The following is a 14,071-nucleotide window of genomic DNA, read 5'->3' on the forward strand; positions in this document are numbered from 1 at the left end:
TGGACCCGCTGTGGCCTGCGCCACCTGGTCGACTACGCTCGGAGGGGTGAACGCAGCGCACCAGAACCAGCCCACCGCCTCCGCGGGCGCCACCGGCCTGACCCGCCGGCCCAGCCCCATCGACGAGCTCGCCGACCGCTACTTCGCGGACACCCTCGCGTTGAACCCGGAGGAGGCCACGGCCCTGGGCCACCCCGGTCACGAGACCGAGTACGCGGACTACTCCCCCGCCGGCACCGCCGCCCAGGACGACCTCGACCGCCGGGTCCTGGCCGACCTCGACGCCCTGGACCCGGTCGACGAGGTCGACCGGGTCACCGCCGCGGCGATGCGCGAGCGGATCGGGCTGCAGCGGGAGATCACCGCCACGCAGCGCACGGAGCTGAACAACCTGGCCTCCCCCGCCCAGGGGATCCGCGAGATCTTCGACCTCATGCCCACGGACACCGCCGGGCAGTGGGAGCACGTCGCCGGACGCCTGGCGAACCTCCCGGCCGCCCTGGAGGGCTACCGCGCCTCGCTGCTGCACTCCCGGGAGGCCGGTCAGGTCCCCGCCCGCCGCCAGGTGGACATCGTCATCGAGCAGGCCGAGGCGCACTCCTCCCCCGGGGGCTTCTTCCCGGGCCTGGTCGAGCGGGCCGGGGCGGCCGGCGTCGTGCCCTCCTCCCTGCTGACCGAGCTGGAGGGCCGGGCGCTGCGCGCCGGGGAGGCGTACCGGTCCCTGGCCACGTTCCTGAAGGAGGAGCTGCGCGACGCCGCCCCGGAACGTGACGCGGTGGGGAGGGACTACTACGCCCTGGCCTCCCGGGAGTTCCTCGGGGCCAGCGTGGACCTGGAGGAGACCTACCAGTGGGGTCTGGAGGAACTGGCGCGGATCGTGGCCGCCCAGCGGGCCGACGCCCAGGCCATCCGCCCCGGGGCGGGCATCGAGGAGGCCCGGCAGGTGCTCAACGCCGACCCGGCCCGGCGCCTGGAGGGCACCGGCGCGCTCAGGGACTGGATGCAGGCCACCTCGGACGCCGCCCTGGAGGCGATGAGCGCCTACTTCGACGTCCCCGCGCCCATGGACCGGATCGAGTGCATGATCGCCCCCACCCAGGAGGGGGGCGTGTACTACACCGGACCCTCGGAGGACTTCTCCCGCCCGGGCCGGATGTGGTGGTCCGTGCCCGCCGGTGAGGACTCCTTCACCACGTGGGAGCAGAAGACCACGGTCTACCACGAGGGCGTGCCCGGCCACCACCTGCAGGTCGCCACGGCCATGCTGAACCGGGAGGAGCTCAACGACTGGCGGCGCAACGCGCTGTGGACCTCGGGTCACGGCGAGGGCTGGGCCCTGTACGCGGAGCAGCTGATGGAGGAGTTCGGGTTCCTCCAGGACCCGGGAGACCACCTCGGGATGCTCGACGCCCAGCGGATGCGGGCGGCCCGCGTGGTGTTCGACATCGGCGTGCACTGCGGCTTCGAGGCCCCGGCCGAGTACGGCGGCGGCACCTGGACCCCGGAGGCCGGCTACGCCTTCCTGCAGGAGCACATCAACGACACCCCGGGCCAGGTGCGGTTCGAGTTCATCCGCTACCTCGGCTGGCCCGGCCAGGCCCCGGCCTACAAGATCGGCCAGCGCATCTGGGAGCAGATCCGCGCCGAGCACGCCGCCCGCGCCGGCCACGAGGGCGGGACCTTCGACCTGAAGGACTTCCACACGCGCGCGCTGCGCCTGGGGTCGATGGGCCTGGACACCCTGCGCGAGGCACTGGCATGACCGTCCCGCCCGCCGCAGCCGCACCCCGGCTCGTCCTGGCCTCCGCCTCCCCGGCCCGCGCGCGGATCCTCGAGGCCGCCCGGATCGGGTTCACCGTGGTGGTCTCGGAGGTCGACGAGGACGCGGTCACCGAGGCCCACCCGCTGGCCGGACCGGCCGAACTCGCCCTGCTGCTGGCCCACGCCAAGGCGGAGGACGTGGCCACGCGCCCGGAGGCCGCCGGAGCCCTGGTGCTGGGCTGCGACTCGGTGTTCGAGCTGGACGGGACCGCCTACGGCAAGCCCTACGAGCAGGGGGTCGCTCGGGACCGCTGGCGGCTGCAGTCCGGGCGCACCGGACAGCTGCACACCGGGCACTCGCTCATCGACACCAGCCACCACGCCACGGCCGGGCTCCGCGGGCCCGATGCCGGCAGCGCACCGTCCGCGACCGCGCTGGCGACCGCCTCGGTCACCTTCGCGGACGTGACGGAGGCCGAGATCGCCGCGTACGTCGGTTCCGGGGAGCCCCTGCAGTGCGCGGGGGCCTTCACCATCGACGGTCGGGGCGCCGCGTTCGTCTCGGCCGTGCACGGTGACCCGAACGCCGTGATCGGGGTGTCCGTCTCGACGTTGCGCGGCCTGCTGCACCAATTGGGGTGGTCCATCACCGACTTGTGGGATTCCTACAAGTGAGGACAGCCGACGCGGGGAAACCGCGCCGGATCCTGTAGGAATCCCACGGCCCGGTCTAGGCTCGGGCAGGTGAGCCTGCAGCCGGTGTCCGGTACGGACCGACAGGCTCCTGACGCGAACCGCTTGTGAAGGAGTCCCCACCCGATGCCCCAGACGACGCCGAACGCCCCCACCGCCCCGCGCCGCTTCTCGCGGGTGCTGGTGGCCAATCGCGGGGAGATCGCCGTCCGGGTCATCCGGGCGGCCCACGACGAGGGGCTCACGGCCGTGGCCGTCTACGCCGAGCCGGACCGCGATGCGCTGCACGTGCGGATGGCCGACGACGCCATCTCCCTGGGCGGGGCGACCGCCGCCGAGTCCTACCTGGCGCAGGAGAGGATCCTGGCGGCGGCCAGGACCGCCGGCGCGGACGCCGTGCACCCGGGGTACGGGTTCCTGTCCGAGAACGCCGACTTCGCCCGGGCGGTCGAGGCCGCCGGGCTGGTGTGGATCGGCCCCCCGCCGGCCGCCATCGAACGGCTCGGGGACAAGGTCTCGGCCCGGCACCTGGCCCAGGAGGTCGGCGCCCCCCTGGTCCCCGGGACCGCCGATCCCGTGGCCGACGCCGGCGAGGTGCTGTCCTTCGCCGACGCGCACGGCCTGCCCCTGGCCATCAAGGCGGCCCACGGCGGTGGCGGCCGGGGCATCAAGGTGGCCCGGACCCGCGAGGAGGTCCCGGAGCTGTTCGAGTCGGCGGTGCGCGAGGCCACGGCCGCCTTCGGCCGGGGCGAGTGCTTCGTGGAGCGCTTCCTCGACGCGCCCCGCCACGTGGAGACCCAGTGCCTGGCCGACCACGCGGGGACCGTGGTGGTGGTCTCCACCCGCGACTGCTCCCTGCAGCGCCGCAACCAGAAGCTCGTGGAGGAGGCCCCGGCCCCGTTCCTCACCGCCGAGCAGCAGCAGCGGCTGTACGCCGCCTCCAAGGACATCCTGCGCGCCGCCGGTTACGTGGGCGCCGGGACGTGCGAGTTCCTCGTCGGCGCGGACGGCACCATCTCCTTCCTCGAGGTCAACACCCGGCTGCAGGTGGAGCACCCGGTCTCCGAGGAAGTCACGGGGCTGGACCTGGTCCGCGAGCAGTTCCGGCTGGCCCGCGGTGAGGAGCTCGGCTACCGGGACCCCGAGGTCCGGGGCCACTCCCTCGAGTTCCGCATCAACGGGGAGGACGCCGGCCGGGACTTCATGCCGGCCCCCGGCACCCTGACCCGGTTCCGGCTGCCCTCGGGTCCGGGTGTGCGCGTGGACACCGGCGTCGAGGAGGGCGAGACCATCAGCGGGAACTTCGACTCGATGATCGCCAAGCTCATCGTCACGGGCGCCACCCGCGAACAGGCCCTGGAACGCTCCCGGCGGGCGCTGGCGGAGATGCAGGTCGCCGGTATGCCCACCGTGCTGCCGTTCCACCGCGCCGTGGTGGCCGACCCGGCGTTCGCCCCGCGGGACGGATCCGCCTTCACCGTGCACACCCGGTGGATCGAGACCGAGTTCGAGAACACCATCGAGGCGTTCGCGGCACCCGTCGCCGCCCCGGACCAGCCCGGGACGGAGGACCGCCGCTCGGTGACCGTCGAGGTCAACGGCAAGCGCGTGGAGGTCACGCTGCCGGCCATCTTCGGCGCCATCTCCACCGCGGCGGGCAATGCCCGGGCCGGCAGCCGGCGCCGGAAGGCCCGCGGCGGCCGCGGCGTGACGGCCGCCGCCGCCGACGGGGACACGCTCACCTCACCGATGCAGGGCACCATCGTCAAGGTCGCCGCCGGGGTCGGGGACACCGTGGCCGAGGGGGACCTCATCATGGTGCTGGAGGCGATGAAGATGGAACAACCGCTCACCGCCCACAAGTCCGGCACGATCACCGAGCTGGCGGCCGCACCGGGGGCCACGGTGACGGCCGGTGCCGCCATCGCCGTCATCGGGGACTGAGGCCGGGGACCGGAACTCCCCCGGCGTCCAGAGCGTCTCAGGATGTGGACGGACTGTCCGCATGCTGACCATGCGCATAAGATAGTGGGGCCGCAGAACCCGCACCGGTCCTGCCGGTCACCGCACCGGGCCCGCACCTTCGGCCCCGGGTCACCGGTTTCGCCCGTTCACGCGGCCATCATCATTGCCTTCCCGAGGAGTCTTGCCATGCCCGCTGACCTGTCCACCGACGGTCCGGCCTCGCCGGAGCCGGTCGACGCCAAGGACGACGGCACCGCCGAGCTGGGTGTCCCCCGCTCGCGCGTGGTGCTGGCGTCACTGATCGGGACCTCGATCGAGTTCTACGACTTCTACGTCTACGCGACCGCGGCCGTCTCGGTCTTCCCGCTGATCTTCTTCGCCTCGGGTGACGAGGGCGCCGCCCTGCTCGCGTCCATGGCGACCTTCGGCGCCGCCTTCGTCGCCCGGCCCGTCGGCTCCGTGCTGTTCGGCCACTTCGGCGACCGGATCGGGCGCAAGGCCACCCTGATCGGCTCCCTGCTGACCATGGGCATCGCCACGTTCCTCATCGGGATGCTGCCGACCTACTACCAGATCGGCCTGTGGGCCCCGGCCCTGCTGACCATCCTGCGCTTCTGCCAGGGCCTCGGCCTGGGCGGCGAGTGGTCCGGGGCGGCCCTGCTGGCCACCGAGACCGCCAAGGAGGGCAAGCGCGCCTGGGCGGCGATGTGGCCCCAGCTCGGCGCCCCGATCGGCTTCCTGCTGGCCAACGGCCTGTTCCTGATCCTGACCCTGGCCTTCAACCACGACTCCACGAACCCGGACATGGACGGCCCGTTCCTGACCTGGGTGTGGCGCCTGCCGTTCCTGCTCTCGATCCTGATGGTCGCCATCGGCATGTACGTCCGCGTGCGCCTGCAGGAGACCCCGGTGTTCCGCCGGGCCGTGGAGAACGACGAGCGCGTCAAGGCACCCCTGGGCGAGGTGTTCCGGAAGAACTGGTGGGAGCTCATCCTGGGCACCTTCATCATGCTGGCCACCTACGTGCTGTTCTACCTGATGACGACCTGGATCCTGTCCTACGCCATCGGCAACCCGGAGAAGACCGGCGGGCTCGGCGTGCCCTACTCCGACTTCCTCGTCCTGCAGCTGATCGGCATCCTGTTCTTCGCGGCGTTCGTGCCGGTGGCCGGCCTGCTCGCCGACCGCTTCGGCCGCAAGCCGACCCTGATCGTCATCACCGTGCTGCTCCTGGCCTTCGGCCTGACCTTCGGCTGGTGGCTGAGCTCCGAGTCCATCGGCCAGGGCACCGACCTGAACAGCGTGCAGATGATGCTGTTCCTGATCGTCGGCATGACGCTGATGGGCCTGACCTTCGGCCCGATGTCCGCCGTCCTGCCGGAACTGTTCCCGACCAACACCCGGTACACCGGTTCCGGCGTCGCCTACAACGTCTCCTCCATCCTCGGTGCGGCCCTGACCCCGTTCGTGGCCGCCTGGCTGGTGCAGAACTACTCGGTGGCACACGTCGGCTACTACCTGGCCTTCGCCTCCGTGCTGACGCTGGTCGCCCTGGTGCTGGCACCGGAGACGAAGACCAAGTCGCTGGATTCCGGCAGCGCCCAGTCCCGGGCCATCGCCGAGGAGATCGTCTCCGAGCCGTGATCGGCTGATCACCCCCCAGCACGACGCCGGCCCGGCACCCTCCTGCGCGAGGGTTCCGGGCCGGCGTCGTGTCCGGCAGGCCATCCCTGCCGGCCCGCCGGCGGCGGGTGCTAGCCTGCGGCCATGGTCGAGCACAAGACCGGTGATCCGGGGGTGACCCTGCGGTTCCTCGGCGGAGCCGACACGGTCACCGGCTCCCGGTTCCTCATCGAGACGCCCTCCACCCGCGTGCTGGTGGACTGCGGGATGTTCCAGGGCCTGAAGGTGCTGCGGGAGCGCAACCGGGCCCCCTTCCCCGTCCGGCCGGACTCGATCGATGCGGTCGTCCTCACGCACGCGCACCTCGACCACACCGGATATGTCCCCGCCCTGGTGCGCGACGGCTTCCGCGGACCGGTCTACGCCACGCCGGGAACGACCGACCTGGCCGCCATCATGCTGCCGGACAGCGGCTATCTCGCCGAGGAGGAGGCCCGGCGCGCGGCGCGTTACGGGTACTCCAAACACGCCAGGCCCCGGCCGCTGTACACCGCGGCGGACGCGGAACGGTCGCTGGAGAGCTTCGTCCGCGTCGACTTCGACGCCCCGCAGGAGCTGGGCGAGGGTGTCCGCTTCACGATGATCCCCGCCGGACACATCCTCGGCGCCGCCGGCGTGCGGCTCGAGGCCGGCGGGCGCTCGGTCCGCTTCACCGGCGACCTCGGACGCCGGCACGACCCGCTGATGCTCCCGCCCCGGCCCCTGGAGCAGGCCGACGTCCTGGTGACCGAGTCGACGTACGGTGACCGGCTCCACCCGGACCAGGCCCCGGAGGACGTCCTGGCCGGCATCGTGACCCGCACGGCGAAGCGGGGCGGTGTCGTGCTGATCCCCGCGTTCGCGGTGGGACGCACCGAGACGGTCCTCTACCACCTCTCCCGGTTGCTGGAGAGCGGACGGATCCCGGACATCCCCGTGTACCTGAACAGCCCGATGGCCATCGACGCGGCGGCCATCTACCAGCGCTATCCCCAGGAGCACCGCCTGGACGCGCGCGCACTGCGCCGGATGTACGGGCTCGCCCGGCTCGTCCGCGATCCGGACGAGTCGAGGCTGCTCAACCTGCGCGGCGGGCCGATGATCATCCTCTCCGCCAGCGGCATGCTCACGGGCGGGCGGATCCTGCACCACGTCGTCGCCTACGGATCCGACCGGCGCAACGCCATCGTCCTCACGGGGTACCAGGCCGTGGGGACCCGCGGCTCCGCCCTGCTCAGCGGCGCCGACTCCCTGCGCATCTTCGGCGCCGACGTCCCCATCCACGCGGAGGTCGTGTCGATCGACGGCATGTCCGCGCACGCGGATGCCGACGAACTGTTCTCCTGGATCGCCGCCGCCCCCCGCCCGCCGGACGTCGTCTACCCGGTGCACGGGGAACGGGTGGCCTCCGATGCCCTGCGCGCCCGGCTGCAACGTTCCCTGGGCTGGCGCGCGCGCACGCCCGAGCACCTCGAGCGCGTGCGGATCTGACGCGGTCCGGAGCCGACGGCACCGGGCCGCGTCGTGGCGGTGCGGGGGTCCGGTCAGGGGGTCCGTGGGATGTTCACACCGCGCGGTGGCGATACCTACCATGGGCCCGTACCCGGGCCCATGGGCCGTCCGTGATCCTCCGGAGCGTGCCCGCCCACACCACCGAAGCACTGGAGGACGGACATCATGAGCGACCTGCTGAGGCGCGGCCACTTCCCCGAACGCCGTATGCCCTTCGACATGCCGGAGACCTTCCGGCGGCTGTTCGAGGGCGAACTGGACAAGGGCATGATCCGGGTCGAGGAGGAGGCCCGCGAGAACGAGTTGTGCATCCGTGCCGAACTGCCCGGGATCGACCCGGACCAGGACATCGACATCAGCGTGGCCGAGGGCATGCTGACCATCAGCGCCGAACGCCGCCAGGAGGAGCGCCACGAGGACAAGGAGGGGTTCCGCTCCGAGTTCCGCTACGGGTCCTTCTACCGGAGCCTGCCCCTGCCGGCCAACGCCACGGCCGAGGACATCAAGGCCTCCTACAGGGACGGGGTCCTGGAGATCACCATTCCGGTCCCCACGCCCCCCGCGGAGGACACCACCGGTCGCAAGATCCCGATCAACCGCGCCTAGGACCGCGCCGGATCCCGGCGTCCCACGAAGGAGGAGTCCCGCATGAAGGCCATGGTCTACGGCGGACCGGGGCAGAAGTCCTGGACCGAGGTCCCCGACCCGTCCGTCCAGCAGCCCACGGACGCCATCGTCGAGATCGAGACCACGACGATCTGCGGCACCGACCTCCACATCCTCAAGGGCGACGTCCCGGCCGTCCGGCCGGGACGCGTCCTGGGTCACGAGGGAGTCGGCCGGGTGGTGGAGACGGGACCGGCCGTGACCGGGGTGGGTGTCGGAGACCGGGTACTGGTGTCCTGCATCTCCTCCTGCGGCCGGTGCGCGTACTGCATCGCCGGGCTCAACTCCCACTGCCTCGGGCAGGAGGGACAGTCGGGGATCGGCTGGGTCCTGGGCCACCTGATCGACGGCACCCAGGCCGAGTACGTGCGGATCCCCTATGCGGACACCTCCCTGCACCGGCTCCCGGACAGTGTCTCCGACACGCAGGGGACCATGCTCTCGGACATCCTGCCCACCGGTTTCGAGATCGGGGTGCGGTACGGCCAGGTCCAGCCCGGGGACACGGTCGCCGTGGTGGGTGCGGGTCCGATCGGACTGGCCGTCATCCTCACCTCGTCCCTCCACGGTGCCGCGCGGGTCATCGCCCTGGACCTGGAGGAGACGCGCCTGGAGCTGGCCCGGTCCTTCGGGGCCACCGAGACGGTCCTGACGTCCTCACCGGACTGGCGCACGGTCGTGGACGGCCTGACGGAGGGACGCGGAGCAGACGTGGCCGTCGAGGCCGTCGGTGTCCCCGAGACCTTCCAGATGGCGCTGGACCTGGTCCGGCCGGGCGGCCACGTGGCCAACGTGGGCGTCCACGGCGCACCCGTGGAGTTCCACCTGGAGGACCTGTGGATCCAGAACCTCACCATCACCACCGGGCTGGTCAACACGAACACCACGCCCATGCTGCTGCGGCTGGTGGCCAGCGGACGGCTGCCGGCCGAGCAGTTCGCCACCCACCGGTTCACGTTCGACGACGTCATGGACGCCTACGACACCTTCGCCCGCCCGGCCGAGACCAGGGCACTGAAGGTCGTCATCACGAGGTGATCGCCCGGGGGGCCGTCCACGGGCCCCCTGTGCCGGCCCGGTTCGCCCCCCGGCTCACCGACGGCGGCCGCGGAGGAAGTACAGAACGGGGCCGACGAAGTTCACGGCGATGACCGCGGCCCAGACCGCCTTGCGACCGTTGACCTGGCCGGCCGGCCGGCGGGCCAGGTCCACCCAGGCCGTGACGGCCAGGGACACCTGGACCGAGGCCAGGGTCAGGATCCCGGCCTGCTCACGCGGGCTGAGGTCACGCCACCTCCGGTGCGGGCGCATCACGGCACCCGGGGATCCGGCCCCGTGGAGGACGCCTGCGGTCCAGCCGGTCCGCCGGGCGGACGGGCTCCGGGGGCGGCCTCTGGCGGCACCGCCGGAACCGGTTCCACCGGGCCCTGGTCGAGCCGGAACGGCGGGTACTCGTCCCGCAGCAGCAGGACGTACGCCGAGACCCGGTACGTCCAGCGGTTCAGGCCCACGACGAAGTCGAAGAGCCCGGTGCTGTACCTGCCGGTGAACAGCAGGGCGACGGCCGCAACGAGGATGAGCAGTCCCAGCAGCGAGAAACCCCAGCCGAGGCCCGAACCGCCCGCGTAGTAACCCCAGCCGATGCCCGAGCCACCCGTGAAGATGCCGACGATGAGCAGGTGGGGGATGGCCAGCAGCCACCACTTCACCAGCACCAGTCCGCGCGACAGGCGATCCGGGTAGGCCACGTCCAACCCGGCCGGATAGTCGGCGCGGGCCAGGGTGAACGGCGGATACCGGTCCGTGCCCAGGGCCGAGTATCCGTAGAACCCCACCCGCCACGACCAGCGCAGCACCCCCACCGTGAAGGCGAACCAGCCCCGCGGATACCGGCCGGTGACGAGGATGGCGATGCCGGCCGCGACCGTGGTCACGAACAGGGCGAACCACAGCAGGGCGAGCACGATGTAGTGCGGGATCGCCAGCAGCCACTTGACCAGCCACAACCAACGGGACACCGGCGGGTCCAGTCGGCCGGTGAAGCGCACAGGGGATGCGCCCCTCGGCAGACGCCCGGACCCGGGGACCGACGCCGGAGCCGCACCGGGCCCCTGCCGGCGGCGATCCCTCCCGACGCGCGCGGCGGGCTCGATGTCCCGGCCCAGGCCCGTTGTCCCGAGGAGCAGCAGCGGAATGCCGATGACAGTGCTGATCAGGCCGGCCCACAGCAGTCCGTTGCCGACCGGGCCGATCAGCTCAGAGCGTGCCCCGGCCTGCAGGTCCACCCAGACCGGCCGGTCGGCGTTCGCGTTCATCACCACGAGGGTCCACCGCCCCGGCTGCGGGGCGAACGTGATCTCCTGCGGCCCGGCGCCCGATGCGGAGACGGCCCAGAAGTCTTCCCCGGCCGGCGGACCCGGCCGGCGATCACCGGGCGTGACCGGCACGTCGTCGCGCATCCTGTCCGAGTCCCAGTCCCGGTCCCAGTCGTCGGAATACGCGTCCGGGATGCTGCGGGGCCAGGCCCGGGGCGCGTCCCAGTCGGTGGCGAGCAGGAGCGAGCGCGGGACATCGGCCAGGTACTCCCGGACATCAGTCTCCTCAGCGATGCCGACGAAGACCTCGTCCTGCGGGACCACGGGGCTCGCCCGCAGTTGCACGCTGCCCAGGTCCGAGAGGTCCACGGTTCCGGACGTGACGGGCTCACCGGCGTCGATCACCACGGCGGGGCTGACCAGGGCGTAGCCGGTGCTGCGGTACCTCTCGGTGTCCCCCAGCAGGTAGCGGCCGTCCTGCTGGGCCGCGTCGGCCCGGAGCAGGACGGCACCGCCGGAGAGCAGGCCCAGGCCCAGCACGCCCAGGAGCACACCGAGGACGAGCAGCACCCAGTGGCCCGGTCTCATCCGGGTGGACGGCGAGGGGTCCGGGACGGCGGACGCGGTCGGCGGGGTGGGATAGGCGGTCATCACGATTACCTCGAGACGGACTGGGCCGGATGGCCCGGACTCTAGTGGCTGTCCCGTGCCCAGATCCAGAGCCGCCCGCCGCCCCCGGGGCGCCGCGCCGGACCGTCCCGCCGGCTACAGGTGGACGTGCAGCCGCCGGGCGGCCTCCGAGATCGAGCCGGACACCGAGGGGTACACGGTGTAGGTGTTGGCCAGGTCGTCCACGTGGAGCTTGTGGGTGACCGCCAGGGCCAGGGCATAGATCAGCTCGGAGGCCCGGGGGGCCACCACCACGCCGCCGATCACGGTGCCGGAGCCCTTGCGGGCGAAGATCTTGACGAAACCGTGGGTGACGTTCTGCATCTTCGCCCGGGGGTTGGTGGCCAGGTCGAGCTTGATGGTGTCCGCCTGGTACTTGCCGGAGGCGATCTGGGCCTCCGTGACCCCCACGGTGGCGATCTCGGGCGAGGTGAAGATGTTCGAGGAGACCAGGTGGGGCTGGAACGGCTTGACGGCATCCCCCATCAGGTGGGCCACGGCCACCCGCCCCTGCATGGCCGCCACGGAGGCCAGGGCGAACACCCCGGTGCAGTCGCCGGCGGCGTAGATCGTGGGCACCGAGGTGCGGGAGACGCCGTCGACCGCGACGTGCCCCGACTCGGTGAGCCGGACCCCGGCCTCCTCCAGCCCGATGCCGGCGGTGTTGGGCACCCCGCCCACGGCCAGCAGGCAGTGGCTTCCCTCCAGCACCCTGCCGCCGGTCAGGTGCACGCGCACACCGTCGGCGGTGCGCTCGACGGACTCCGCACGCGTCTTGCCGATCACCGTGACACCGTCCTCGACGAAGGCGTCCTCCAGCACCGCCGCGGCGTCCTGGTCCTCCCCCGGCAGCACCCGGTCACGGGACGAGACCAGGGAGACCCGGGCGCCCAGCAGGTTGTAGGCGGAGGCGAACTCGGCACCCGTCACCCCGGAACCCACCACGATCATGTGCTCGGGCACCTCGGTCAGGCTGTAGACCTGGGTCCAGTTGAAGATCCGCTCACCGTCCGGCCGGGCCGTCGGCAACTCCCGGGGATCCGCGCCGGTGGAGACGAGGATGGCGTCGGACTCGATCGTCTCGGTGCCCGCGGGCGTGGTGGCCTGGACCGTCGTCGGGCCCGCCACGCGTCCCTCACCGATGATCACCCGGACGCCCAGGCGCTCCAGCGCCCGGTGGATGTCCCGGGACTGCTGCAGCGCCAGGGCCAGCAGGCGCTGGTCCACGACCTTCATGTCCGCCTTCGGCACCGACTCGCCCAGGGTGACCCCGAGTCCGGAGGCGCGGCCGGCCCGGCGCATCGAGTCCGCCGTGGCGATGAGGGTCTTGGAGGGGACCACGTCGGTCAGCACCGCCGAGCCACCCATGCCCTTGCGTTCGACGACGGTCACCTTCGCTCCGAGCTTGGCGGCCACCATGGCGGCCTCGTAGCCGCCCGGCCCGCCGCCGATGATCGTCAGGGATGGATGGGGGATGATCTGGGTGCTGGTCACGGTCCCCATTCTGTCCAACCGCGGGGGATTGTGGAAACCACCCGGTCGGCCACCGCGGCCCGGCCGGGATGGCCCCGGTGACCGCCGCGTAGGATATGCGTCGTGACGGACCCTTCCACGAACCTCCTGCCCACCGACTCCTCCCCCCTGGTCGGCGACCACCCCGGTTTCGACGAGGCCCGCCGGGCGGCGGTCGCCCTCGCGCACGCCACCGAGGCCGAGGTGACGGGCCCGGGCAGCCACCGGATCGCCGTCGTGCTCGGGTCCGGCTGGGGCGGCGCCGCCGAGCTGATCGGCGAGACCACCCACACCGTGCCCACCGCCGACCTGCCCGGCTTCGCCGCGCCCAGCGTCCCCGGCCACAACCCCACGGTGCGCTCCGTGCGGCTCACGGACGGCCGGCGGGCACTCGTGTTCGGCTCGAGGACGCACTACTACGAGCACCGCGACGCCGGCGCCGTGGCGCACACGGTCCGCACGGCCGCCGCTGCCGGCGTGGAGACGGTGGTGCTCACCAACGGCTGCGGTTCACTGGTCCCCGAGTGGGGTCCGGGCACGCCGGTGCTGGTGGCCGACCACATCAACCTCACGGGGGCCACCCCGCTGGCCGGTGCCAACTTCGTGGACCTGACGGACCTGTACTCCCCGCGGATCCGGGACATCGCCCGGTCGGTGGACCCGGGCCTGCCCGAGGGCGTCTACGTGCAGTTCGCCGGGCCCCAGTACGAGACGCCCGCCGAGGTCCGTTACGCCAAGGCGATCGGCGGCGACCTGGTCGGGATGTCCACCGCACTGGACGCGATCGCCGCCCGGCACGCCGGGCTGGAGGTCTTCGGCATCTCGCTGGTGACCAATGCCGCGGCCGGCTTCAGCGGCGAGCCGCTCAGCCACGACGAGGTGGTCCAGGCCGGCCGCGACGCCGGTCCCCGGATCTCCGCCCTGCTGGCCGGGATCATCGAACGCATCTGAGAACGCGGAAGGGCAGGACATGACTGACACCCCGGGGCCGGATCCGGAATTGCTCGCCGTCGCGGAGGACTGGGCCCGCCAGGATCCCGACGACCGCGACCGCGCGCTCCTGGAGGCCGAGATCGTCGCCGCGCGGGCCGGGGACCCGCTGGCGACCGCCTCCCTGACCAGCCGGTTCGCCGGCCCGCTGGCCTTCGGCACCGCCGGGCTGCGCGCCGAGGAGGGCCCCGGCCCGGCGCGGATGAACCGTGCCGTCGTGCGGCGCACCGCGGCCGGCCTGGCGCGCTACCTGCTGGCCCGGCTCGGTGACGCCCGGGGCGACGGGGCGGACGCCGCCCGCCCGCCGCGCGTCGTCGTCGGTTACG

The 14,071-nt window shown here is 72.5% G+C and carries 11 protein-coding genes and 1 pseudogene; 9 read left to right on the forward strand and 3 right to left on the reverse strand.

Going from position 1 to position 14,071, the window contains the following annotated elements; translation table 11 throughout:
- The first annotated feature begins 46 nt into the window (after positions 1–46).
- From PLJ28_RS01330 to PLJ28_RS01360, 7 genes are all read left to right on the forward strand, one after another.
- Positions 47–1,762, forward strand: a complete 1,716-nt coding sequence (locus PLJ28_RS01330) for a DUF885 domain-containing protein (protein ID WP_370577075.1) — start codon at positions 47–49, stop codon at positions 1,760–1,762.
- Complete coding sequence (locus PLJ28_RS01335) at positions 1,759–2,436, forward strand: Maf family protein (RefSeq protein ID WP_183523999.1); 678 nt, start codon at positions 1,759–1,761, stop codon at positions 2,434–2,436. The genes PLJ28_RS01330 and PLJ28_RS01335 overlap by 4 nt, the downstream gene beginning before the upstream one ends.
- A gap of 144 nt (positions 2,437–2,580) precedes the next feature.
- Complete coding sequence (locus PLJ28_RS01340; RefSeq protein ID WP_298044744.1) at positions 2,581–4,398, forward strand: acetyl/propionyl/methylcrotonyl-CoA carboxylase subunit alpha; 1,818 nt, start codon at positions 2,581–2,583, stop codon at positions 4,396–4,398.
- A 207-nt stretch (positions 4,399–4,605) separates the two neighbouring features.
- Positions 4,606–6,063: an MFS transporter gene (locus PLJ28_RS01345; protein ID WP_183523994.1), complete on the forward strand. Its 1,458-nt coding sequence runs from the start codon at positions 4,606–4,608 to the stop codon at positions 6,061–6,063.
- Between the two features lie 123 nt (positions 6,064–6,186).
- Positions 6,187–7,572 carry an MBL fold metallo-hydrolase gene (locus PLJ28_RS01350; protein WP_298044746.1) on the forward strand — a complete coding sequence of 462 codons (1,386 nt, stop codon included), beginning with the start codon at positions 6,187–6,189 and terminating at the stop codon, positions 7,570–7,572.
- 186 nt (positions 7,573–7,758) lie between these two features.
- Complete coding sequence (locus tag PLJ28_RS01355; RefSeq protein WP_183523989.1) at positions 7,759–8,199, forward strand: Hsp20/alpha crystallin family protein; 441 nt, start codon at positions 7,759–7,761, stop codon at positions 8,197–8,199.
- Between the two features lie 42 nt (positions 8,200–8,241).
- Positions 8,242–9,297 (forward strand): zinc-dependent alcohol dehydrogenase family protein, encoded by a 1,056-nt coding sequence (locus PLJ28_RS01360; protein WP_183523986.1) that lies wholly within the window; start codon positions 8,242–8,244, stop codon positions 9,295–9,297.
- Between the two features lie 54 nt (positions 9,298–9,351).
- Here PLJ28_RS01360 and PLJ28_RS01365 read toward each other — a convergent pair whose 3' ends face one another.
- From PLJ28_RS01365 to PLJ28_RS01375, 3 genes are all read right to left on the reverse strand, one after another.
- A complete protein-coding gene (locus tag PLJ28_RS01365) occupies positions 9,352–9,570 on the reverse strand; it encodes a PLD nuclease N-terminal domain-containing protein (protein ID WP_183528184.1) in 219 nt (72 codons plus the stop codon).
- Positions 9,570–11,225: a DUF4389 domain-containing protein gene (locus PLJ28_RS01370; protein ID WP_255459393.1), complete on the reverse strand. Its 1,656-nt coding sequence runs from the start codon at positions 11,223–11,225 to the stop codon at positions 9,570–9,572. Before PLJ28_RS01370 ends, PLJ28_RS01365 begins: the two co-directional genes overlap by 1 nt.
- A 114-nt stretch (positions 11,226–11,339) precedes the next feature.
- Positions 11,340–12,746 carry an NAD(P)H-quinone dehydrogenase gene (locus PLJ28_RS01375; protein WP_183523983.1) on the reverse strand — a complete coding sequence of 469 codons (1,407 nt, stop codon included), beginning with the start codon at positions 12,744–12,746 and terminating at the stop codon, positions 11,340–11,342.
- A gap of 93 nt (positions 12,747–12,839) precedes the next feature.
- Here PLJ28_RS01375 and PLJ28_RS01380 point away from each other — a divergent pair, with 93 nt between their 5' ends.
- Entirely contained in the window at positions 12,840–13,706 is an 867-nt protein-coding gene (locus PLJ28_RS01380) for a purine-nucleoside phosphorylase (protein WP_183523981.1), read from the forward strand.
- 19 nt (positions 13,707–13,725) lie between these two features.
- A pseudogene (locus tag PLJ28_RS01385) lies at positions 13,726–14,071 on the forward strand (phospho-sugar mutase); the annotation flags it as partial.

It is taken from the genome of Citricoccus sp., assembly GCF_035445025.1.
Lineage (GTDB): Bacteria > Actinomycetota > Actinomycetes > Actinomycetales > Micrococcaceae > Citricoccus.

Bases quoted from the DNA above. Each gene is read 5' to 3' on its own strand.
- PLJ28_RS01340 (WP_298044744.1), top strand. From the start codon at position 2,581: ATGCCCCAGACGACGCCGAACGCCCCCACCGCCCCGCGCCGCTTCTCG.
- PLJ28_RS01375 (WP_183523983.1), bottom strand. From the start codon at position 12,746: ATGGGGACCGTGACCAGCACCCAGATCATCCCCCATCCATCCCTGACG.
- PLJ28_RS01345 (WP_183523994.1), top strand. From the start codon at position 4,606: ATGCCCGCTGACCTGTCCACCGACGGTCCGGCCTCGCCGGAGCCGGTC.
- PLJ28_RS01365 (WP_183528184.1), bottom strand. From the start codon at position 9,570: ATGCGCCCGCACCGGAGGTGGCGTGACCTCAGCCCGCGTGAGCAGGCC.
- PLJ28_RS01350 (WP_298044746.1), top strand. From the start codon at position 6,187: ATGGTCGAGCACAAGACCGGTGATCCGGGGGTGACCCTGCGGTTCCTC.
- PLJ28_RS01335 (WP_183523999.1), top strand. From the start codon at position 1,759: ATGACCGTCCCGCCCGCCGCAGCCGCACCCCGGCTCGTCCTGGCCTCC.
- PLJ28_RS01360 (WP_183523986.1), top strand. From the start codon at position 8,242: ATGAAGGCCATGGTCTACGGCGGACCGGGGCAGAAGTCCTGGACCGAG.
- PLJ28_RS01370 (WP_255459393.1), bottom strand. From the start codon at position 11,225: ATGACCGCCTATCCCACCCCGCCGACCGCGTCCGCCGTCCCGGACCCC.
- PLJ28_RS01355 (WP_183523989.1), top strand. From the start codon at position 7,759: ATGAGCGACCTGCTGAGGCGCGGCCACTTCCCCGAACGCCGTATGCCC.